General features: G+C 36.9%; 22 protein-coding genes. 3 read left to right on the top strand and 19 right to left on the bottom strand.

The features are described 5' to 3' along the window. Nucleotides 1-35 precede the first annotated feature (35 nt). Genes IFO69_RS13375 through IFO69_RS13365 form a run of 3 tightly spaced genes read right to left on the bottom strand, consistent with a single transcriptional unit; the run spans nt 36 to nt 4,654 of the window. Nucleotides 36-2,264, bottom strand: a complete 2,229-nt coding sequence (locus IFO69_RS13375) for a response regulator (RefSeq protein ID WP_192010625.1) — start codon at nt 2,262-2,264, stop codon at nt 36-38. Next, nucleotides 2,261-3,484, bottom strand: coding sequence for a hypothetical protein (locus tag IFO69_RS13370; protein ID WP_192010624.1), 1,224 nt, complete (start codon nt 3,482-3,484; stop codon nt 2,261-2,263). The genes IFO69_RS13375 and IFO69_RS13370 overlap by 4 nt, the downstream gene beginning before the upstream one ends. Further along, the gene (locus tag IFO69_RS13365) at nt 3,485-4,654 is read right to left on the bottom strand and encodes a reverse transcriptase family protein (protein ID WP_192010623.1); all 1,170 of its coding nucleotides are present in this window, start codon (nt 4,652-4,654) and stop codon (nt 3,485-3,487) included. It lies immediately after the preceding gene. A gap of 474 nt (nt 4,655-5,128) precedes the next feature. Here IFO69_RS13365 and IFO69_RS13360 point away from each other — a divergent pair, with 474 nt between their 5' ends. Further along, a complete protein-coding gene (locus IFO69_RS13360) occupies nt 5,129-6,133 on the top strand; it encodes a helix-turn-helix transcriptional regulator (RefSeq protein WP_192010622.1) in 1,005 nt (334 codons plus the stop codon). A gap of 282 nt (nt 6,134-6,415) precedes the next feature. After that, nucleotides 6,416-6,838 (top strand): helix-turn-helix domain-containing protein, encoded by a 423-nt coding sequence (locus tag IFO69_RS13355; RefSeq protein WP_192010621.1) that lies wholly within the window; start codon nt 6,416-6,418, stop codon nt 6,836-6,838. A gap of 334 nt (nt 6,839-7,172) precedes the next feature. Here the strand turns inward: IFO69_RS13355 and IFO69_RS13350 are convergent, their stop codons facing one another. The 6 genes from IFO69_RS13350 to IFO69_RS13325 all read right to left on the bottom strand — a co-directional run bounded on the left by IFO69_RS13350 (nt 7,173) and on the right by IFO69_RS13325 (nt 13,191). Beyond that, nucleotides 7,173-8,135, bottom strand: coding sequence for a hypothetical protein (locus tag IFO69_RS13350; RefSeq protein ID WP_192010620.1), 963 nt, complete (start codon nt 8,133-8,135; stop codon nt 7,173-7,175). Between the two features lie 347 nt (nt 8,136-8,482). Then, on the bottom strand, nt 8,483-8,860 hold the full coding sequence (locus IFO69_RS13345) for a hypothetical protein (RefSeq protein WP_192010619.1): 378 nt from the start codon (nt 8,858-8,860) through the stop codon (nt 8,483-8,485). A 6-nt stretch (nt 8,861-8,866) separates the two neighbouring features. Next, nucleotides 8,867-10,075 (bottom strand): hypothetical protein, encoded by a 1,209-nt coding sequence (locus IFO69_RS13340; protein WP_192010618.1) that lies wholly within the window; start codon nt 10,073-10,075, stop codon nt 8,867-8,869. 492 nt (nt 10,076-10,567) lie between these two features. Then, on the bottom strand, nt 10,568-10,936 hold the full coding sequence (locus tag IFO69_RS13335) for a hypothetical protein (RefSeq protein ID WP_192010617.1): 369 nt from the start codon (nt 10,934-10,936) through the stop codon (nt 10,568-10,570). A 358-nt stretch (nt 10,937-11,294) separates the two neighbouring features. Beyond that, entirely contained in the window at nt 11,295-12,392 is a 1,098-nt protein-coding gene (locus IFO69_RS13330; RefSeq protein WP_192010616.1) for a hypothetical protein, read from the bottom strand. Between the two features lies 1 nt (nt 12,393). Further along, nucleotides 12,394-13,191, bottom strand: a complete 798-nt coding sequence (locus IFO69_RS13325; RefSeq protein WP_225444133.1) for an RNA polymerase sigma factor — start codon at nt 13,189-13,191, stop codon at nt 12,394-12,396. 415 nt (nt 13,192-13,606) lie between these two features. On the opposite strand from IFO69_RS13325, the gene IFO69_RS13320 reads away from it, so the two are divergent. Next, the gene (locus tag IFO69_RS13320; RefSeq protein ID WP_192010615.1) at nt 13,607-13,915 is read left to right on the top strand and encodes a helix-turn-helix domain-containing protein; all 309 of its coding nucleotides are present in this window, start codon (nt 13,607-13,609) and stop codon (nt 13,913-13,915) included. 252 nt (nt 13,916-14,167) lie between these two features. Here the strand turns inward: IFO69_RS13320 and IFO69_RS13315 are convergent, their stop codons facing one another. The 10 genes from IFO69_RS13315 to IFO69_RS13270 all read right to left on the bottom strand — a co-directional run bounded on the left by IFO69_RS13315 (nt 14,168) and on the right by IFO69_RS13270 (nt 22,580). Further along, nucleotides 14,168-15,544: a hypothetical protein gene (locus IFO69_RS13315; protein WP_192010614.1), complete on the bottom strand. Its 1,377-nt coding sequence runs from the start codon at nt 15,542-15,544 to the stop codon at nt 14,168-14,170. Between the two features lie 20 nt (nt 15,545-15,564). Next, complete coding sequence (locus IFO69_RS13310) at nt 15,565-16,356, bottom strand: hypothetical protein (protein WP_192010613.1); 792 nt, start codon at nt 16,354-16,356, stop codon at nt 15,565-15,567. A gap of 452 nt (nt 16,357-16,808) precedes the next feature. Continuing rightward, a complete protein-coding gene (locus IFO69_RS13305) occupies nt 16,809-17,237 on the bottom strand; it encodes a YIP1 family protein (protein WP_192010612.1) in 429 nt (142 codons plus the stop codon). Nucleotides 17,238-17,450: 213 nt separating this feature from the next. Further along, a complete protein-coding gene (locus IFO69_RS13300) occupies nt 17,451-18,029 on the bottom strand; it encodes an NAD(P)H-dependent oxidoreductase (RefSeq protein WP_192010611.1) in 579 nt (192 codons plus the stop codon). 16 nt (nt 18,030-18,045) lie between these two features. Then, nucleotides 18,046-18,384, bottom strand: coding sequence for a hypothetical protein (locus tag IFO69_RS13295; RefSeq protein ID WP_192010610.1), 339 nt, complete (start codon nt 18,382-18,384; stop codon nt 18,046-18,048). Between the two features lie 55 nt (nt 18,385-18,439). Next, the gene (locus tag IFO69_RS13290; protein WP_192010609.1) at nt 18,440-19,021 is read right to left on the bottom strand and encodes a Crp/Fnr family transcriptional regulator; all 582 of its coding nucleotides are present in this window, start codon (nt 19,019-19,021) and stop codon (nt 18,440-18,442) included. Continuing rightward, entirely contained in the window at nt 19,011-19,151 is a 141-nt protein-coding gene (locus IFO69_RS13285; RefSeq protein ID WP_192010608.1) for a GxxExxY protein, read from the bottom strand. The genes IFO69_RS13290 and IFO69_RS13285 overlap by 11 nt, the downstream gene beginning before the upstream one ends. Before the next feature lie 488 nt (nt 19,152-19,639). Next, a complete protein-coding gene (locus IFO69_RS13280) occupies nt 19,640-20,533 on the bottom strand; it encodes a polyphosphate kinase 2 family protein (protein ID WP_192010607.1) in 894 nt (297 codons plus the stop codon). 286 nt (nt 20,534-20,819) lie between these two features. Next, nucleotides 20,820-21,473 carry a DUF6266 family protein gene (locus tag IFO69_RS13275; protein ID WP_394354473.1) on the bottom strand — a complete coding sequence of 218 codons (654 nt, stop codon included), beginning with the start codon at nt 21,471-21,473 and terminating at the stop codon, nt 20,820-20,822. A gap of 573 nt (nt 21,474-22,046) precedes the next feature. Continuing rightward, complete coding sequence (locus tag IFO69_RS13270; RefSeq protein ID WP_192010605.1) at nt 22,047-22,580, bottom strand: dihydrofolate reductase family protein; 534 nt, start codon at nt 22,578-22,580, stop codon at nt 22,047-22,049. Nucleotides 22,581-22,645: the final 65 nt, after the last annotated feature.

Raw genomic sequence — 22,645 nt, 5'->3', positions numbered from 1 at the left:
ACAAAGGTTATTTTTATCTGTGCGGTGTATCTGCATTACCTAGCTCCCCAAATTTTTTTTAAATTTTCTACCTGTTCTTCTCGTGATTGTTCCTCCAAAGCATGGCTTGATTCAATGGGGTTAATATTCGATTCATCAAGGATGAATTCCAAAAATTTAGACAGCATATTAATTTCTCTAAGTTCAACTATACCAACTTCAGGGTGGGCAGCTTTTTTGTTGCGAATAGAGTAAATCTTAGACCAGTTTTCGCTTCCAGATGTTGGTAAACCGTTTCGAAAAAGTAGTATAGAGGACATCATAAAATTCGTATCAATTCGTCTCTTATATTCTGATTCACCTACTTTATAGTGTCCATTCGCCCATGTTAAAGCCGACTTATATGGCGAGTTTTCTTTAGTGGGATCCTTTTTGGATAAAACTAAATAACGTAAAGAAGGAGTAACTACATAACAATTATTGCCCCTTTCAAATATGGAATCTTCCTTAATGAACTCTTCAACTATAAGAAATAACTGGAGATAGGCGTAGTTTATATATTTCTCCGTTTCAAAGGACTTGATAAGTAGTTCGAAGCAAATTGAAAGGTTGTTTTCTAAGCTTACTTTAAAGTGATCGCTTAAATCTTTGGCATTGGTCTTTATTTTATCGAAAGATTTGTAAATCGGCTTCAACCAAGACGCCTTTACAAGAGTAGTTTTCAAATTTGCAATAAGACTATTAATGGTTTGATGAATATTTTCGCTGCCATCCTTAAATATGAACCCGTCAGTACCCGCATCTTGCAAGGCTTGTAAATTCCATACTTTATTGGTTGCGGAAAAAATAATGACTTGGATACCTGGGTTAAGCCCCTTGATTTTTTTTAATAATCGAATACTTGAAATATCCTTTGGGTTTGAGCCTATAAAATCGTTAGGGTTGAGTCGGAAATCCAGGATAACTACATCTATATCATCTTCTTTGATTTTCTTTATTGATTTATCAATGATCTCTTCCTGACTTTGGTTTTTAAAATCGTCACCGAGATAATCGGTATAAATCTCATTAAGGTCACCCAATAGATATGCGAAAATTTCATACCATCCCTTTTCCGCTTCATCATCAATTAAAAGAACTTTTGGCTTGTCCTCGTGATTGATTTTTAAGTTCTCAGGAGAAATTTCGTCACCTTCTGATATCGGATTTATCGTTCTTAGATATTTGAAATAAAGATTAGTCTTAATATTTTGAAAAACCTTTGCTAGTTCATCTGTCTCGTCACACCCAATTGTTTTTGCCCATTGATGAATTGCCCATTCATTAGCTATTGAGTGGGAATCAGTATAATTTAATGGAGGGTCAAGTTTTAGCTTTGCGATTTCTTGTGCCATCTCTTCTTCTTTGAGTTCTTTAAACTCTCCATTTGCGGCTTCAGCAAGTGCTTTTTTGCTGTAAGGTATTAATTCAACATTTTTGGTTTTTAGAATATTGAAGTATTCATTATCTATCAAAAAATCTAATCCGACAAATCCATAAATAAAAATTCGAGCTACCTGATTTGGTGTTTCGGTGCAACGGATATAAGTAGCTAGTCTTAATCCATTGTAATCAGATAAAGTCTGTCCAAAACAAAGAGGAATGAAAATGTTGTCATATTCTCTTTCTCCTAACCAATCATTTATCTTCTCTGAGAGCTTTTCATCTGAAACATCCGTAAATATCGTTACCTCTGTTGTACCCCCAATTGCATTTTGTATATATCTCGAATTTGGACGAATGAATAAATTGTTGCCAGATATAACTGCAGCATCGCTTTCTATCTCTCTATTTGCTTGAGCAAGTTTTTCGTTTAGCTTTTCCTCAATCTCTGGAGTCTCTCCAAATAGAAGGTATTTAAGATGCTTGCTTTGTTGCTTGTATTGCTGAATCAAGACCTCTAGATTTTGGTATACAATGGCTACCGGTACATAAGCCACATTATCATGCAGAGATCTGGAGCTTTGGCTTCCACTAAAAAAAGCAACGGAAAGGCCTTTAATAGTTTCAGCTTTTTCTGTTAGTTTATTTCTTTGTCCTACAGCCTTATCTTTATCACCTGTAAAATCAAGGAAAGACTCATGATATAGAATTATATTTCCATCATTATAAAGATTCTCTTCAATGTTGGCAACATCATCAATATTGTAAAGAGGTATAAGGTAGCTAGCATATTGAGCAAACTTTTCCTCAGTCCATCCAAAATCTTTTTGCCTTGTCTTTTTATCGTCTATCAGGTAAATCATGATTCTTTGATTTTTGGAAATTCTAGTATGTGTTCAACTCCTATGAATCTATTTAGCTTTTGTGCCTCAAGTTCTTTTCCATTCCATAAATTGATCGTTGCAAATTCTTGATTACCAAAATCTGCTTTTAAATAAAGGTTGCATAAACCGTTGATTTTTAAGCTAATTAAGTTTTTGTAGTCACGTCCATGAGGGCGGTCTATGCAATTTTGAACCGTCTTATTATACTGTCCATTTAGATGGTGAATAGATAAGTATACCTTCTGACTCTCTTGATAAAGTCGGAGTTTCACTTTTGGTCTTTCATCACGCTGGTGTTGCTGAATGATTAGTCGGAGAAGGCTGTCATATGCTGTAACCAGCTTGTCTACGTCAGTAAAATGCTCAAGATTATTTGGGAAATCCTTATTAGGAATATCAAACTCAACTTTTTCATTCCATTTTTCCATGGAATTTACTCTTTCCAATATTGCTCGTAAACCCTGACTACCGCTTTTTAAATGAAATAAATTCTTAAAATGCAAGACTAGTTGAGTAAAGCTCTGAATAGGTTCATTTGTGATTGGTGAATCGATCTGAGGCTCTATATTAAAAAGCTCAATCTCTTGATCTGCTGCTATGTTCTCATTAAGGTTGGGTGGAGTATTTGGGTTTTTAGTAACCCACTCAAATAATTTATCTGAAGACCAATTGATTTTAATTTCGTCTGTAAAACTCCATCCCTTTTTGAGTGGATTGCCTTTATAATCTTTTCCAGTTAAGTATCCTCTAATAAGAGCTTTTGCTTTTCCAGGCGCAAAGAACTTTTTTTCATGTTCAATAAAAGCTTCTATTATATTCTTTCGGTGCTTCTTAAAGTCATAAGACTCTGACTCGCAGTATTCATTGATTTTTTTCAGTTCTTCCGAATCAATATCATGGCAGGTAGAGCGAAGAACAGGGTTCTGGTTATATTCAAAAAGAAATTTGTATAAATGATATGGGTCAATGTATTTAGGAAGGCTCAAACCTTCAGACTTACTTAGTTTTTCAGTTTGAAGCACCCTAGTTTCGTTAGACTGATTGTATATGATTTCTTCAATTTTTTGAACACGCTCCTCTAGACTTCCTTCAAGGCTAATTTCCTTTGATGCTAGTGCCAGAATTCTTTCTCGTTGACTTTGATTGAGTTTTTTATCATCGAGAAGTTCTTTTATAAAATCATATTTATTCTTTGCCATTTACCCCAATTTATTTTTGTAATAAACATCCATAGCTTTGTCAATTCCATATTTCTCCCAAATATCCAATACATCATTTATTGGTTCTGTAAAACCAACTAAGAAATCAAATCTCTCTTTGAGCCTTTGATAAGTCCCATCCTCAGAACCCTTTACCATTTTCAGAAATTCCAATTTTCCATCCAGCACATTGACCAAGTGAGCATTCACATTTTTCACATGGCCCTTATCTGCCATGTAATCCCGTTTAAAAATCTGTTCCGCTTTTTCGTACCCGTACTTTTCCCAATAGTACAGCCACATTCGGATTTGCTTTACATATCTCCTGCGGACATTGACCTTGTCGTTTACAATCAATCCTGTTGCTTCCTGTCGGTAGCCTGCTTTTTGTAATCGTGTTTTCTTTGGATTAATTACCAGGTTTTGGTCTTCCTCAATGATTCGCTTCAATTCTTTGATGAATGTTTCATCATTGTAGATGTTATGCGGTGAGGAAAAAGTAATGTCGTCTGCGTAACGGGTAAAAGTTGCTCCAAACCGATTGGCAAGCCCATTCAATCTGCGGTCAAGCTTCTTGCATAGAATATTAGTGATAGTGGGTGATGTTGGACTGCCTTGCGGAAGGACAGTTTTTACTTCTCCGTCAATTTCAAAAGGGTGGGTGCATAAGCTTGCCAGCAAAAAAGCCAATGGTTCCTTGTCTCCGCCAAGACTGAAAGGCTCATACATTAAGCCCATTTTCACCCTGTTGCGGTCAAACGAGTGAAAGAAGTCTTTCAAGTCCATATTGAGAACATAATGATTCCCAACATGCTTTTTGGCATTATCTACGATCGACTTGTCCAAGACAAATCCCGTTGCTGCTTCATGAGGTTCTGATATGCATTGGAACACAAAATTCAGTGAGCGCAAAATAGATTTTAACCCTTTTACAGGTGCATGAATGGTTCTGTCTGCACCAGATTTCTTCTTGATGGTAAAGGTTTGGTATCGCATCTTGCAAATTTCCGGATTGGCATAGTAGGTCAAGGATTTCAATTGAACATCCTTACAATTCTCACCGTAAAGCATACGTTGGGCATCGCTTAAAATGTTTACCAAGTCTTCTTTATTCTGCAGTTCAGCAAAATTCTTCCTTATTTGTTCTTTCTGAAAAGGTTCTATATTCATAATATGAAGTGTAAAAGACTTTGAAAACACCTGTCGGATACTCTTTTTGTAAGGATGATGATTCTGTGCTAAAATAAATTAGCTTAAACTCCAGAAAATACATCAATATCATAAATAATAACAGTCAAGTTCAATAGCTAATATAACTAAAGATGAAAACCATTAATTATTCAAGTAGAAACATTCTTCCCTACCGGGCTGGCCAACCCAAATGGTAGGGAAAAGATGCCGATCATTGCTCGATCCATACTTAAATGAATAAGCCAGCATCCACGAATCAATATCTTCGGACAGGTGTTTCAAAGAACTTCAACAAAAGTAGAGTGTGTCTATGCACTCTTTCTGCACTGTAAATATATTGATTAAATTAGTATTGAAAACCTAAGTTGTAATTCAATTCTATTACTTGCATTATCAGCTAATACAAGTAATTTTATCCTAAATATATAGCTTAAAGCATCGAAAATTTTAGAAATGTCTATCAATAAAAATGCTCTTATTCGTTACCAAGTATTGGATAGGTGCTTCCGCAACAATGGGCGAAAGTATTTTTGGGAAGATCTTTTGGAAGAATGTAATAAAGCTTTAGCTGATTTTGATTCAAGTAGTGTAGGCATACAGCGAAGACAGCTGTTTGATGATATTCGTTTTATGGAGAGCGAGCAAGGCTGGTCTATTTCATTAAAAAGAATTCGTGATGGTCGGAAAGTCTATTACCGGTATAACGATTTATCTTTCTCCATTAATAACCAACCGTTGAATGATTCGGAAGCAGAACAGATAAAATCAGCACTTCAAATATTTTCTCGTTTCTCAGGCACTCCCCAATTTGAATGGGTCAATGAAATGATCCCCATGCTAGAATCAAAGTTTGGCTTGATTGAGCGTAAAAATGAGGTCATAAGCTTTGAAAGCAATATAGATTTGAAAGGACTTCATTTCTTAACACCATTATTTAATAGTATAATTAATGAACGGGTTTTGAAAGTCACATACAAGGACTTTAAAAGCTCAGAACCTTATGAAATAACTTTTCACCCCTATTTTTTGAAACAGTACAACAATCGGTGGTTTGCATTTGGACTTAATTCTGATAATCTGGTACCCAATTGGAATCTCGCATTGGATAGAATTGAATCTTTATCAGAAACGAGTTTGAAGTATAAACCATCCAAAACAGATTGGGAAGAGTATTTTTATGATTTAGTCGGAGTTACTCGTCCGGAAAGTGTCGAGTTACAGGAAATTGTATTGAAATTTACACCCGAAGTTTCGTCTTATGTCATAACCAAACCAATTCACCCAAGTCAAAAGCATAAAAATGATCCTTCAGGTCTTGATGTCAGAATCAAAGTCATTCCAAATTTTGAATTAGAACGATTGGTACTGTCGTTCGGAGAACAAGTTGAAGTAATATTTCCTCAAGATTTCAAAGAACGTATTGCTCATCGACTCAATTCGGCCATTCGCTCTTACTGAAACTATATCCCTCTCTAGTCCTCCTTTGCAAGGAGGACTTTTAATTCTTTGCGTTTATCAACGCCATAGTTCATCCCATCAATTGCCGCATTTAAAATGCGCTGATTTAACAACCCACATTGCAAATGCGGGTTGGAAAGAGTTACCCAGTTAATAAAAAGACCTTAGCTCCAAGAACCTATAGCTCCTTTCCAGCATAGCAAACATTCCTTCTAAACACTCCCCTTTCCTATTATAGACTTTTTATGTAACTTGTCCTTTAGTTTTTTAGTAGCCATCAATATGACAAACTCCGCTTCACATAATATCCACCAAGGCCGAAATATCAAACGCTTCCGTGAAATGCTCGGCATCAAACAAGATGCGCTCGCCCATGAACTGGGTGATGACTGGTCCCAAAAGAAAATCTCCTTGCTCGAACAAAAGGAAACCATAGAAGAGGATATCCTGCGTCAAGTATCAGAAATTCTCCATATTCCGGTAGAAGCCTTCCAGAATTTTGATGAAGAACAGGCGGTAAATATTATTGCGAATACTTTTAATATTGAAAAGGAAGCATACATTGGTAATTCAAAACCAACCTTCAACATTAATCCTTTAGAAGAAATCAAAAAATTACACGAAGAGAAAATCGTCCTATATGAGCGTATGCTAAAGGAAAAAGGTGAGATGATCGCAAGGCTGGAAAAGCTGATGATGAAGTAAGGGCTCTAGGCCTCGTTTGTAACGAGGACTTGTAAATCTTTGCGTTTTTAACGCCAAAATTCATGCTAAAGCCGCTTTGCAAATGCTCTGATTTGGCAACCCTCGTTGCAAACGTAGGTTAGCAAGGGAAGTTCAATTCTTTAACCTTCAGAAATTAGCTAAATTTTAAACAGTAAATGACATCCTGTTTCAATGAATGTATCTAAAACTTCCCCGCCATTTTTCATACCTAGTTGGAATAAATCTTTAAATAATTTGTCTATAGATACTTTTACTAATATTGCTTGGGTTCATTTTTTCTGCAATTATGAATCATTAGGAAATCAAAATTAATTTAAGACTTAATGATTTTAGCGATCTTCTCAATTTCTCCTAGATCTAGTCCATCACTTCCCTGAACTGGAGTTTCTGGATTTTCCGGTAAAGTAAAAATCATAGATGATCCTCTCAACAATATTTCATTTTTTGACTCTTCTGTTTGAGCTTGTTCAATATATGCTGGCAAGGCTTGACTAATGGATTTTTTATGTTCATAAATTTCCAAAAGTTTCCTTTCCCTATTGTATTGTTTAAGACAGAATATCAGAATATAAATTAAAGGGGACAAGGTAATTATTTTTTTTATCCACCATTCAATTGAGTCATCATCTCCATTTCCATATAAAAAAACTAAAGAAACCAGAAAAAACACTATTACAGATACAATGGTACCTATAAGCCATTTATTAACATTTCCTTTGATTAATTCAGCCCTATCAGAAATAGTATTTGAAAGAGAACTCGCTGCCGCTTCTGGTATAAGATTACGAATAGTTTTGGCATTTAATGTGGCTTGATTTAAAATATCTTCTGATGATGCAATTAATTGATCTAGTTTACCTTCATAATCAATAATATTTCCACTTGGGTAAATAAAATTATATAGTCCCGTGGATCTAATAATCGAGTTAATCTCCCTAATGGCATCAAAAGCACCAAAAACATTTGAGATTTCTGGATTAGCCTCATTTAATATGGTTTTTTGATAGTTGTTAGAAAACCTCTTTAATGACATATTCAAAGATTTTAAATCTTCATATGATAAAAATTCAACTTTATCCTTATGTGAAGAAATGGATTCAATTGTTGATATGAAGTCTTTAACAATCAGTTTTATTTCATCAGAACTATATGATTGAGTCCCTCTCTTTAATTGTTTAAGGTTTAATACTTTGTCAAAATCCAGTTCAAGTATTCTTGATATAAGATTTATTAATTCCTCTTTATTTTTTTCAAAAAGATGAGTATGTGTATCCATAAAATGAAAATGTAATAAATAATGACTATAACTATACTTTTCTCTACCAATCTGCGTTTTTAACGCTATAATTTAGACTTAGGCAGCATTGCAAATGCGCTGACTCAATAACCCGCGTTGCAAAGGCGAGTTAGCCAGGGCCTTTTCGGTCCCCGTCAAGAACAAGACGAGTGGGCCTGCCGACCAAAGGTGGGCAATCCGCCCGCATTGCCCCGCATTGCCCATTCTTGGCTGCCCCGAACGGTACGGATCCATAGCTAATGACAAAAAACGCCTAAAAAGGAAAAAATAAAGGGATACGGGGAACTAAAGGTTATTCATGGAAGCCATTGTTGGCAGCTGGCTTTTTATTTTAGTTTCATTCTTAAACGTTCCATTTCGTCAACGAGCTGATTCAATTCAATAATCTCAGATTGTCTGTTCAAATTGAAATATAATTCAGGGTCAAGCCAAAATCTTGATTTATTGTAAAGCATTTCTCCAAGTCCACGGTCAATATTCATTACATCCGTAGCTGCTTGACTCCAAACTTCTGCTAATTCAGGCTTTGGAAGATAATCACCTTGATTATTTCGCAAGTAGTCATAAGTTCTAATGAATGCTTGATTGATTGAATTGTGCGCCTTTGCTATACCTTCTTTCTTTTTGGAAGCTTGTCCCGTGATATACGAGCCTACATCTTTAAAGACCGTCCATAAGATTTTAATGTCGAATAATGTAGCCATAACGAGTTATTTTGGGAAATGAAAAAACATCACCTCCATTTGAATTATCTTTTTCGAATCATCTGGCAATGTCATTTCATAACTCATTGACGTGTCATGATTATCTTTTATGTGTCTTTTAAATTGAGGATGATTTTTAATTTCTGTCTTTGCGGTCTCAATCAATGCAGAAGGTTCATTTTGATTGATGAATACCATTAATGCGGTTTTAGAGTCACGATGCGTTAGATATCCCAAAAGTTGGTCAATTGCCTCTAAGAATTTCTTCTGTCCTTTCCAGAACTTGCATTCAGCTACAAATAGATTACTTCCATCTTTAGCGTATTTGAGCAATATGTCTGTTTTTCCTTTTTTATTGAAAGCCTCCCCAACACCTGAAGTAGATTCATATCGTGTTTCCAGAAAAAGAAGAAATACATCCCTTAAATCCTCTTCATGTTTGTCCTTATATAATGACGGCTTTCTTTCTATTGCTTCTCCTACATTATATAACACTTCCTTTATATCCCTATAAACCTCTTCTTGAAGTATCGGTACAAGTTCCTTTTTTGTTGGTGCTGTACTTTTAGCAACAGGCTTTGGTATTTTTCTTTTTTCAACCGGATTCGGTACTAAGTAATCGTCAGAAGTTGGATTTACTTTAAGCCCGATTTTCTCCATAAAGTCATGCTTTTTTGCCACAACTCCTTTCCTGCACTCCAAGGACTGTCTAATGAGGTTTTCGAGTCCATCATTCCAAGGTTTGATTTCAGCATGAACTCTTGGGAGGTTTGATTTTAAAGTTCCAACTACTTTACTTATTTCTGAATTATAGGTGTTTGCGTCCAAATCAGTTAAAACTATTGTCCCTGTAACTGAACTGGAATTTATGGTGAAATTCTTATCTAAATAAACAACTGTTGAAGTTGAAGGACTGCAATAAAAAAGGTCTTTGTTTCCTTCAAACGGAATTGTAACATAGATTTCGTAAACCTTTTCATTGTAAGATTCCCCAAACATATTTTTTCTCGGTCTGGTGGTTTCTTTCGGTTCGGATGGTCTGGGATCTTGTAGTTCAATTGTACTAATTGTCGCACGTGCTTTCAATCTCTCAACCAACTCATCAATATTTGTTGTGTCTGTCGCTTCAATTTTATCAATATCCTCTTGAAGTTTTTTTCGGTAGGCTTTTATAAATTCACTCAAATAGTATTTATTGAACAGGTTTCCCATCATAATGTCTTGTCTTTTTTAGCTTGCTGCCAAGGAGTGAATAAACGCATTACGTTTATATCTCTTATATTTTTCCCATTTTCAAGCATTTATATTCACTTATAAACGTTTGAAAATTGACTAATCCCAAACATAACCATTCCTTGTAAAACTAAAAATACCCCAGATGGGGTATTTTTAGATATAATTGGTAAAATTTCAGTCTTTTAGTGTGGTTGGACTTTTAATTTAGGAGTAGAAAGGAGGAACAGGAGGATCTGTTCTTGAGCAATTCATTTTGAGATGCCTAAATATTAAAACGTCTAGGATTCTATATTTGAGATTGCCTTCCAGGGGAGGGCAGGCTTCACTACGTTTCTCTTCGTTACCATTGACAGTGACGTGAATCAAAGTCACTCGCCGCGGCGAGAGGATCTCTTTTCCTAATCGTTACTGGAAGAGATGCTTCCTATCGTCAGCATGACATCGATTTGAAGCTCACGTCATTCAACTCTTTTATATTTGATAAAATGTTGACCTCTCGCAATGACGGATTCCTAACCCATTTTGGGGTTTTGCTACTTTTTTCATCAATAGCCGATCCAAGAAACTTTCGGGGGAAAAAAGTAGATAAGTCGAAGTCCCTGCTAATTTAGTTAAACCCGAAACATGCATTAGCTTATCTATTACGGACTTAAAATGCTTTAAAATCAGCCGCTTTGCTGCTGTTTTCGACTCTACCTGATGGTAGACAGGTTCACCATCCGCCATGGCGGATGCCTCAGTCTCCAAACAGCCTGATTTTCTTGCATTTTCAGCCCTCACTACGACTGCTAATGCATGATCCGGGTTAGATCGGGTTTTTGTTGTATATGCTATTTGCATTTAGTGAGTGTCCAGACCTCACTTTACGGGTGAACAAGCACCCTCGATACATTTGTTAATCTACAATAAGTTCAATCCTGTCTTGTCCTCGTTGTAACGAGGACTCCTAAATCTAAGCGTTTTAAACGCTACAATTCATATTATAACCGCATTGCAAATGCTTGGATTTAGCAAACCGCGTTGCAAACACGGGTTAGCAAGGGATTCAGGCTGAGCCACTTCGACTTAGCTCAGGATAAACTTAAGTAGAAGCCCCTGCTGATTTAATTAGATCGGGTTTTTGTTGTATATGCTGTTTGCATTTAGTGAGTGTCGTAGACCTCACTTTACGGGTGAACAAGCACCCTCGATACATTTGTTAATCTACAATAAGTTCAATCCCTGCTTTCTCAGCTTTGTACTTTATTTTGGTCATGAGTTCATAATAACTCCAGTTCCGTAATACAAATTCTTCCTCCTTAGTTATTCCGATCTTATCCTCCTGATTTAATAAAATGAGTGTTCCAACTTGATGTTTAATACAGAAATCAATGAGTTTTCTGCTGTATTGATGTATGCGATCACGTATATAATCAGCTTCCATATGGTGAAACTTGTTCACCGCTTTAAGTTTTCGTTTACGCCCTTTTCCTGATTTACAGTAGGTAGCGCCCACCTGTGCCCTTCTACAGGCTGCTTGTATGGCCAACCTCCTGTATAGAAACTCTTCTCTGGTTCCAATAGTAAGTTTTTTCTTACCGGTTTTTACCACTATGGGGCATTCCAGGGAGAGTGATGCTTCTGCTATTACCTCGGGTTTCAGGCCGTGCTCTTCCTTTTCAATTTCAAATACTGCCAGCCAAAAGATTTTTCCATCTTCGAGTTTGATATGTGAAGTGCATAGCTTAATATCATCATTTAGCAAACGCGCTAATAGTTGTCTTTTGTCGGTAAAATCTCCACCTAAATAGGTCCTAAATGGAATTTTAAATAAATGAAAGCAAAAAGCTTTTTTTTCTTCTTCATAGGATAGCCCTTTTATGTTCCTTGGCCTAAATGGAAAAGCGATGTCTCGTTTTAAGTTTTCCAGAGAACGTAGACCTTTCCAATATTCCAATTTATTTTTATTAAAAGTAGAAAGTAAGGTGTTATTCATACATGACAAGATATCGGTAGGCACTTCGCCTTTAAAGCGATTTGACACCACCCGATAGGTGCTACCGATACGGGAACGTTCCAAGATGCCATCTACATCTTTCTTTTCATCGGCCAGTTTATACCTGACCCCTTCTGTGAGATAAAAAAAATCCTTAATCATTTCTTGTACATACAAATGAGAAACGATAAGGTTGGCTGCTCTAAAACATCGATTCCGCCATCGGTAAAGCGTACTCAATGCCTCCTTCTTTTCTTCTTTGGTGGGCAGGTCAACCAATAACTGGATCTTCCTTGTTAATTTTAGTGTAGGGTTTTCCATGCTAAACGGATTCGAACTGTTTTTTCTTCCATAGTTTATAAGCGGTAACAAATTCTTTGTGAGCTTCCTTTTGAGACAGGTTCAGCGCTTCGGCAATTAGCGCAAAGGAATACTTCATATGGCATCTGAGTTCCAATATCCTTTCCTGTTCCTCGGTCATCTCCTCTGGACCTTTTATATCACTACCAGGAGATTTTTGCTTATTTGCGCTTGTATCGCCATGATGTACAATGGTTTTAATGTCCTGAATAGCCCGTTTTATCTCATTACTGGTTTCAGTGATACCCTTTCCCATAACCTGGGCAATGGCTTTATACTGAAAGCCATATTTTAAACAGAGTGCAATCAAATTCCTTCTTTCTGCATTGAGCAATGGCAATATAGTTTGGATTCGGTCGAAGGCTTTTTGTTCCGATTCCTGGTCTTTCAGATTTTCAGACACACTTTCCGGGTCGTACCCAGCCATATAGTTCTGGTAATTATCATAATCCTCTAATGAATTGACTTCCCTTAAAAACTTATTTTTGGGCTTATAATAGTAGGAGATGCATTTCCTTTTCATCACAAACTTCAGGAAATAGAGAATATGCTCAGGTCTTTCTATTCTGTCCCTATAAAACCATAATTTTAAAAAAGTATCCTGAACTAAAGTTTCTATTGCAAACTGATCATTCAGTATTCTTCTACCGACCCAAAAGACGATGCCACGATATTGGGTATGAATTTTTTCTAAAGCAGAAGGCTCGCCTTTTTTTAATAATTCGTAATACTTTTCCAAGGGCTTGTGCATACTTTTCATAAGCATAAAGTTTTGCAGATAGCGTTTGTTTTGGAATACTTAAGGTTAAAGAATTCCCTTGCAAGACTTCATAATGATCCTATGCAGAAACCTTTGCTTTGGAGGAGAAGCACATTCCGAACACCCATGGATTATAAAATAGGAAGGCGTGGAACTCTACTTATCTAATCGGAGGTACTGGCATACCATTGGAACGATAAGAGAGCCCACGCCCGGGTCGTGAGCAAATCTGCTTATCATCTCGTTCCTAAAAGAAAAGTGCCAGTTTTCCGATTGTAGACTCAAAGCAATTGCTTCTAGTATTTTCTATTTGAAGAATTGCAGATATATGTATTCATATCAAAGATAAAAAAAATATTTAAAGGATACATATATGTATCCTTTTTTTCGGTTTTAAAGCAGGAATTTTATTCTCATGAAAGAGAATAGTTTCAAAGAAGAGAAAGAGGCTTTAGGGTATAGAATTAGAGAACTTAGAGAGAAAGTTATTGACGCTGAAACAAATAAACCACTTTCACAGGAAGAATTGGGTTATCGTACCGGTTTTGCAAAAAAAACAATTGGTGAGATTGAGAGAGGTAATACAAATCCTACCTACGAAACCCTCTTAAAAATATCGTTACAAGTAAAAGTATCTTTAAAGGAGCTCTATAACTTTGACATGAAAAAGTATATATCCTTAGCTAAAAAAAGCAAGAATAAAAAAGAGAATATTATTAGATAGAAATACTTTATGTGATTTATTAAATAGGCGTTCATTCGAGATTAAGACAAATATGCCCTGTTGACAATTCGCTTATTTCGCTATTTTTTACGGTTTTTCGACCGATTTTCATATGGCCCTAGGGGTATTGATGTTAAATCTTCTGCTATGGTAAAGCACAATCTACACCTAGTCCTCCGCCAATATTCACCCAGTGGGGGAAGCCTTCAAGCTGTCAGAATGCTTAGTTATTGGCAAACGTATTTTTTTCTTTCATTGAAAGTTTATTTCTGTGTTAGGAAGCCACTTTCTTACTTCTTCCATTTGTTCTTCTGTCAAATCGTCTTTTTCCATTCGCATAGATTTCAGTTTAGTCAGCTTTTGAATTTCAGGTGAAACATATTTTATTGGATTGCTCCATATTTCTAATCTTTCAAGATTTGTTAATGACGCGATACAGTCAGGTATTGAATCGATTTCATTGTCAAAAACTAGTAGTTCTTTCAGACCCTTCAGGTTTTTAATTTCGCAGTCAATTTGTTTTAATTCGTTGCTGTACAAATAAATTGACTCAAGTCTTTCAAGACGTTCATCGATAAACTTCAAGTTGGTCAGTTTGTTGTTGTTAAGTCCAAGTCGTTTAAGGTTTGGAATCGTCAGGATTGGCTCTGGCACTTTTTTGAATTCGTTATGGTCTAACCCGATTGTTTCAAGGCTTTCAAGTGCTGATAAGTCAGATGGAAACTCCTTTATTTGAGTATTATTTATCGAAAGTCTTTTGAGGTTTTTGAAGGATTCCAAGTTGTCAGGCAGTTTGGAAACAGGATTATGACCAATTAGAAGTTCTTCAAGTTGTGGCATACTCAACACTTCGGTTGGAAACTCTGTAAAATTATTTCCTGTCAAAATGATTTCCTTTACTTGAAGAGTATTGATATTCTGAGGCAATTTTGAGAGCCCTTCGTTCTGCAAATTCAAATAAGGTATTTCGACTTCTTTCACTATTGGTGAATATTCCGAAACATAAGCAGTTACAAGTTTTCCTTGATTTATTGAGTCGCAAAGATTAGAGAGTAATTCCTGAAAATTTGAGCTTGAGTTGTTACCAATCTTAAATGAGTAATGCTTTACTATCGAACTGGTAAGAATACAAGGGAATTCAGTTGAGTGAGAGAAGATCCAAGTGGAATCTATGAAATCAAGACTACTACCATCTTTATATTGAAATTGGAAATTGTTTGGCAACTCTTCTTCTTTGGTTGATGTAATCAGTACCCCATTTGAGGGTATTTCAATTGTCCTTACCCAATATTTCATTTCAGGTAGTTCAGGATAACCTTCAATTCCAAAGACAATTCCACCATCTCCCTGAAATTCATTCGGGAAAACAATTAGGTTGTGTTTGTTCCAATCTAAATATGAGAAAGTCAAGAAGGCAATGTATGAAAGCGAAAGTACAGCCTGTAAAATCCAAAATGTCTTGCTGGTTTTAGTATTCTTAATCAGCCAATCGAATAGGAAAAGCAGCAGAGCAAATCCAATCAAACACGTACCAAGAATAATGAGATAACCACCTGTCAGAATAGCAACTGTCAGTCCGAGAATAACAGAAAGGAATCCTAATATTTTAAGTGGTGTAATTCTTTTCAATGTGTCGTTTTATATGGTTGCTAATTATTGTTAGCGGCTGGCTTTCCATTGAAAATCCTTTCAAATTTATCTGGATACCTTCTCCACAATACAAATCCTGTACTTCCAAATCCAAGAATTAGTAAAAAAGCAAAAATCCCAGTATGTTCAGTTTTTACTTCATTGAATTTCAGAACTGTTTTACTATCAACGTCAATTTGAAATACTTTTGGTTTACTAATTTCCTTTTCTCCTTTTTTTATCCATACAGTTATTTGTTGTGAATTTCTCAGCCTCTTTTTTATACTAGAAAATTTCTCATGCCGATAATCCTGTCCAATATTTTCCATTAACTCAAATCTCTTATTAATTCCAATCAATGAAAAATATAGCGTTGCTCTTCTACTTTTAGCTTCATATCCAACTCTATTGCGACTAGACACTTCTTCAATCAAAATGTCAGCACTTTGTAGGCTACCATCAATGCGTGTCAAAGAGGTTTTAAACGTAAAAATTGTCGGTGCAATTATATAAATCGCACTTACTAAACAAGCTAATCCAAAAAACAACAGTCTATTCTCGTGATACTTTTTCCACCCTTTACTTTCTTTGGGTTTAAAATCATAATCTTTTTCAAAATCATTCCTAATCTGTTTTGGTTCTGGAAATTTGTAGTCATGTTCGATTTTCCGTTTATCCAACTCCCAAGCAGCTGCCTGCTTTGCCTCCGCTACAAAACTATCACTTGAAATTATCTCAATCAGTTCTGAATCAGACTTTGGTGTCATTTTTTTTGAGAAATAGTTCTGCTCCATATTTTCTTTCTCGTTCAATTGTTGTAGCGACTTGCTAACGGTTTGGCTATGAGCAGGCGGGCTTTAGAAGCACTTTATTTTAGGCATAGCGATATGTTTATTAATATTCATTTACTCCCAATTTAGCACCAAAACCCGCATTAAGTAAGCCCACCTAGGTGTAGAATAAACCGTCTATGGTGACTGGGTGTAATTTGCAATTACACCCAGCCCTAGACCTCATTTTCAACGAGGACTCCTAAATCCCTGCGTTTATCAACGCCATAATTTATTCTAATGCCGCATTGCAAATGCTATGATTTAACAACCCCGTCGCAAACACACGTTAGAAAGGAGTACTTTACCTTTCCTATTCAGTCACTTAATAGACTCAAAAGTAAAATTGGCAAATAGCTCATTAATATATTGAGCAATGCCATACCATACTTAAATCCTTGGACTTTAGCCACGCCAATTACTAGATATCCAAATCACCAAAGCCATAATAGATAAACAATTCCTGCATTAAGGTTGTAGATCGTTGGCTCCAATCCAAAAATAAAAATGGAAACTTGGTAAACCAATACCATGCTTAATGGCAAAAACGAAAGGGAGCAAATATTGACCATTTGTCTCATCGATGATTTGCCTTTCCATAATTTACCAAAGATTCTAATCAGGCCGGGCATTACCAATCCAAGAGATAGAAATGAGAATCCTATTCCAAGGAATAAGCCCAAAACCAAAGCCCATATTTTTGCTTTTTCGCCCAATAACAAGATCATATCTGGGTACATATCCAAGCCAAATACCAAACCGAATAAAATTATCGGTAAGGCCTGAAGGGATTGCTCCTTCTTATTGGCTATCTCTTCAAAAGTAGGTGAAGGTTTTAACCAGATAGTTCTATATACATTCATATTTCAAAGATGTCCAAATGATCATAATTATCAAAAAGTCATTTACCCAACTATGCTCCTCCCCACCTAGGTGTAGAATAAACTGTCTATGGCGGCTGGGGGTAATTTGCAATTACACCCTAATATCCTAGCCGATTTACAATTGCAAAAAACAAAATTCACCAATAATTTACCTCAATTACCCCTAAAACCCTATCCCACCTTTGTCTGCCATTATTTATTCTTTTCCCCTAATTTTTCAATTTTCTGCAGCCATTTTTCCCTATACGCTTCTTTAGATAGCCTTATCGGTCCAATAGTCGTAATCCCTACCTTTCTTACACCTATAAAATGTAATGTCCCCTTTTTTATCGCATTATGACTCGGACTTTTATAAATCCACTTATAATACCAGGCAGGTTGGTCCAAGGTACTAATAATCCGCGCTGTCTTTCCCTTTAGGCACTTATCACTAAACAAGGAATTTTCTCTTTTCTTAAAGGCAAAACCAGGAAGTAAAACCCGGTCCAAGAAACCTTTCATGATTGCAGGAACTGAACTCCACCAAACTGGATAAACCCAAACTAGATGTTCTGCCCATTTCAATTTTTCTTGGGCATCCAATAAATCCGGTTCGAGTTCTGTTCGCTTCCGATATCCGTACTGAAGGTTTGGATTGAAATCTAACTCCCTGATATTAATTTCCTTTATTTCAGCATTCGACTTTACCAGTCCCTTCTTATATGCTGCTGCAAGTGCAAAGCTGAAACTTTCTTTATCTGGGTGTCCGTTTATAATCAGTGTCTTTTTCATTATCGATTTTCAAAAATTATAGTAGTCTTTTTAATTTTTCTTCAAATCTGGTCTCCGTTAAATTGTCCTCTTTAAAAAATGTATACAGCATAAAAGAGCTAGGCACTGTTAAAAAAAACGTGCAGATGGCAAAGGTGACCATCCCACAAAAAGCGGCTAATATAGGAGTACCAGTTTCTCCAAGAATCGGGAAAACACTTTCTTGATACCCCTCAATATATTTATAAACGGATATTGAGTAATCATAAAAACGATATGATGTTTCGTAAATAAGCCAGGCAGGGTAAAACCATTTTCTCACAGCTTGCCACTGACTTCCCCAAATTGGCGCTAGTTGTCGGTAATTTTCTTCCATTTTTTATCCTTTTCACAAAGGTTCTTCAAATGGAAGAGTTATCATTTGATATAGATCAAATTTGGTACTTGGGATTTCTTATTCTGCTTAAGGTCTCCAATGTAATTCCTAAATAAGAGGCAATGTGGGTAAGAGGAATCTGATTGGTTATGTCAGGATATAAACTTAACAGGTGCCTATATCTTTCTTCTGCTTTATTGAATTGGATAGTGTAAAGCCTTTCACAGAGTCCCAACATGGTTTCAGTAACCACTTTACTAATAAAACGCTCAAAATCGTGGTGCTTATTCGTAAGTTCATCCACTAAATCTTTAGAAAACTCAAAAACCGTCGAATCTTTAACAAACTCAACGTAATGTGGACTTGGTTTTTCACTAAAAAAGCTGACGACGGGGGCCATAAACTGGTTTTCAAAGGTAAACCAATCTGAAATATCCTTGCCGTCCTTTAAGTAATATGCCCTAGCGCAGCCCTCTGCAATTAAATATGCTTTCTTTGAAAGTTGTCCTTCACGAACTACCAACTCTCCTTGTTTATATTTGCCAATTTTTAAATGAGCAATAAGTTCCTGCCGGCACTCGGTGGATAAGGGAGCATATATTTCTTCAATATTCTTGATGACTTTTTCAGCGTCCATTCTTCAAATTTGCTTTGAAAAGTGAATATACGCTTTCTAGAAGACCCGGCCCAATCTGCTTATGCACTTCAATAGCACAACCAATGATTTTGTAGGTCAACTCATCTATCGCTTTCTGTGTGGTTCGCATATCTGTATTATTTTTTTAGCCGCATGAGGCACAGAGAACACTATGATTGCTATTGTGTCTATGTGGTTCAATTAATTCTAAAAATCCCCATTTGTGAAGGAATACCCTTACATCATTCCCTCTCTAGTCCTCGTTTTTAACAAGGACTCCTAAATCTAAGCGTTTTAAACGCTACAATTCGTATTAAAACCGCATTGCAAATGCTTGGATTTAGCAAACCGCGTTGCAAACGCGGGTTAGCAAGGGATAAAGGATTCCTATATTAAAGATAAATCGGTATACCCAATTTAAATGCCGCACCACCGGCCTAGTCCCGATAGCTATCGGGATTTGGTCCTTTTCATCAATGGAAATACGGAGTATTCATGAAGACCATTAAAAATAAAACAATGCCTGAATAAAAGGACAGAAAAAGAATCATAAAAGCATAAACCAAAGAAAATATAGCTACGTGCAACATTGCGAATAGTCATTTTTAAAATTAAAGCTTACTCCTTGAGCAACTTTTGTTTGGCGATTTTTAACAAAGCACGTTGTTCATCGTCAACTTGAGGAGGTTCGAGCTCCATTTCCTGAATACGTGCCGTAATGATATCTGCTACCGCCGCCCTAGAAAACCATTTGTGATCGGCAGGAATAATATACCATGGTGCATGTGCCGTACTTGTGGCGCTAAGCATATCTTCAAAAGCCTTTTGATAATCGTCCCAATATTTGCGTTCACTTAAATCTGCAGCAGAGAACTTCCAGTGTTTATCTGCATCGTTCAGTCGATCGAGAAATCGATCCTTCTGTTCATCCTTGGATAGGTGAAGGAAGAATTTTATGATACACACATCCTGCCGATCTATTACTTTTTCAAACTCATTGATGATATCATACCTTTCTTGCCATAGTTGGTCCAGTGGTATATTTTGCTGCTTGGAGGAAATATGCTGGGTCTCTAAAAATTCAGGATGTACCCTCACGACCAATACTTCCTCAAAATAGGACCGGTTAAAAATCGCAATCCTTCCCCTAGCCGGCAACCTTTGCATAAACCGCCATAAAAAATGATGCAAACGTTCTGCTTCATTGGGGGCTTTAAAACTATGTACATCAACCCCTTGTGGATTCACTCCTGACATAACATGTTTGATAGTCCCATCCTTTCCTGCAGCATCCATGGCCTGTAAAATGATCAGCACAGATTTCTGGGCACTGGCCCAAAGCAGCTCTTGCGCTTCTGCCAACTCGGAAACATCTTCCAGCAAAGCCCTTTTCGCTTCCTTTTTACCGTGAAATCCTCCAGTAAACCCAGGGGCATAATCCTTGAGATTTACCTTTTTTCCTGGAGGAACCAAAAAATGGGCATGATCGAGTTTATGTTCCTTTTTACTCATGATCTTAGATTTAAGGTAAATGATATTGTTCTATATGATGTATAATAGATGCTAAAATTGGTTTTATCAGCATGATTTCACCGTTATTATCTATCCAAATCTTGTCCACCTAAGGAGGAAAGCCACCGCTAAACAGCTATCATACCCTAGTCCTCGTTTGCAACGAGGACTCCTAAATCCATGCGTTTTCAACGCCACATTTTGCCCAAAAGCCGCATTGCAAATACTAGTATTTAGCAACCCGCGTTGCAAACGCGGGTTAGGAAGGGTTAATTTAGACCGCCCCCTACACCAATCCCAAATACTCGCTATCGGAAAAAGTTCTTTTCTTGGTCCTGCGGCTATAATGATGGAAACTGATATAGGCATGTAGTTTCCCCTCATGTTCCTTGCCTCTTAAGACCTTGACATCCTCATGCTCTTTAGACCGATAACTTCCTTCCAGGACATATTCTACCCTTTGATCTTCGGCATTGTAGAGGACAAGCATAGCCTGATCAAAATGTCTGGCACTGCCTTCGCCAATGTTGTTTTCCCAGGAAAAGCGGACATGTTCATCATCCAACCAGCTCACTTGGGCACTTCTCGCCCCGGTCAGTGGCCCCATACTTACTTTCAATTGGGCAGGGATCAGCTGAAGTGGATCCACACCTCCTCCATAAAAGGCATTTTTCGCCGCATGCCCTATGGCCGCGTTCATCCCCGTGCGCATACCCTTACGGAAATCTTGAAAACCAAATTCCACGGGCACTTTTAAGGGCCGGAGAAAATGGGAGGCCATGCCGAATTTGTTCCTGTAAAGTTGCTGGATGGGGGAAGGCTCACCGACCTTGGGTTCCTCTACATACTCCCTGACATAGGTCTCTCCGTCCACTACATAAAAAACAACTCCCCCTACTTTCCCCCTGAGTTTACTGAATATTCCATCTGCTTTTGCCATCATTAAAAAAGGTTAAAGTTAAAACTGGCTAACAATAAGTCTCAATAAGTTAAGCAATTACCTTACACCAGTCAAGTATTTACGTTACACTTCCTCTGGATTGATCAAGGAACAATTCCAAATTATCTTCGGATTTCACTCGGGTATTTCCGAGCTTAATCCGAAGGTGATCCGAAGGAGATCCCTGAGTGATCCGAAGATTATTCTGTTTTCACCCAAATGGAAGTAAAGGATGTGTAAGGACTATAAGGGAGTTGGGGGGAATAAAATAGAACCAAAAAAATACTAAAATATACCTGGGGCACAATTCACACTTCTAGTCCTTGTTTGTAACGAGGACTTATAAATCCTTGCGTTTTTAACGCCATAATTTATCCTAAAGCCGCATTACAAATGCGCTAATTTAGCAACCCGCGTTGCAAACACGGGTTAGCGAGGGTAGGGAAAGATGTGTGACGCTAGACTGAAAAACCAAACCTAGTCCTCGTTTGCAAGGAGGACTTATAAATCTTTGCGTTTCTAAAACCATAATTTATCCCAAAGCCGCATTGAAAATGCGGCTTAGAAAAGGCTCTACCTTTTTCGTTTGTAACATAACTGGACCAGTCCTGTATCAAATGTTTCTGCCTTTATAAATTCAAGCAATTGCTCGGGCCTTCCGTCCTTAAATAATCTCGTTCCATGGCCCAGTAACACAGGAACGATAGAAATGATCAACTCATCAATCAAATCATTTTTTAGCAGTTCATTGATTACCTCCGCACCTCCATCACAATAAATATGCTTCCCTTTTTGAGACTTTAGCTCCTTCACCAATTCCACTAAACTTCCTGTATAAAAAGATGTCCTGCCTATTTTTGCTTTTGGGGTCCTGGTGATGACATATACATCTCGCTGTCCATTATCATAGTGAGATGGTCCTATTTCTCGAAGTACATAATCATAGGTCTTTCTACCGATAATCAAGGTATCAATGGTCTCAGTGAATTGGGCATACCCATAGTCTTCACCCTCCTTTTCTACCTGCTTCAAGAAGCTGAGATCATCATTGGGCTTGGCAATATAACCATCTAAACTGCTGGCAATGAAAAGGGATACTTTACGCATGTCTCTTAAGTTTTAATGATATTACAAAAGTAACACTTGAGCATTATCGGTACTTTGTAAAAAAG

It is taken from the genome of Echinicola arenosa, from assembly GCF_014841125.1.
Lineage (GTDB): Bacteria > Bacteroidota > Bacteroidia > Cytophagales > Cyclobacteriaceae > Echinicola > Echinicola arenosa.
This window is presented reverse-complemented; position numbering and strand designations above follow the sequence as displayed.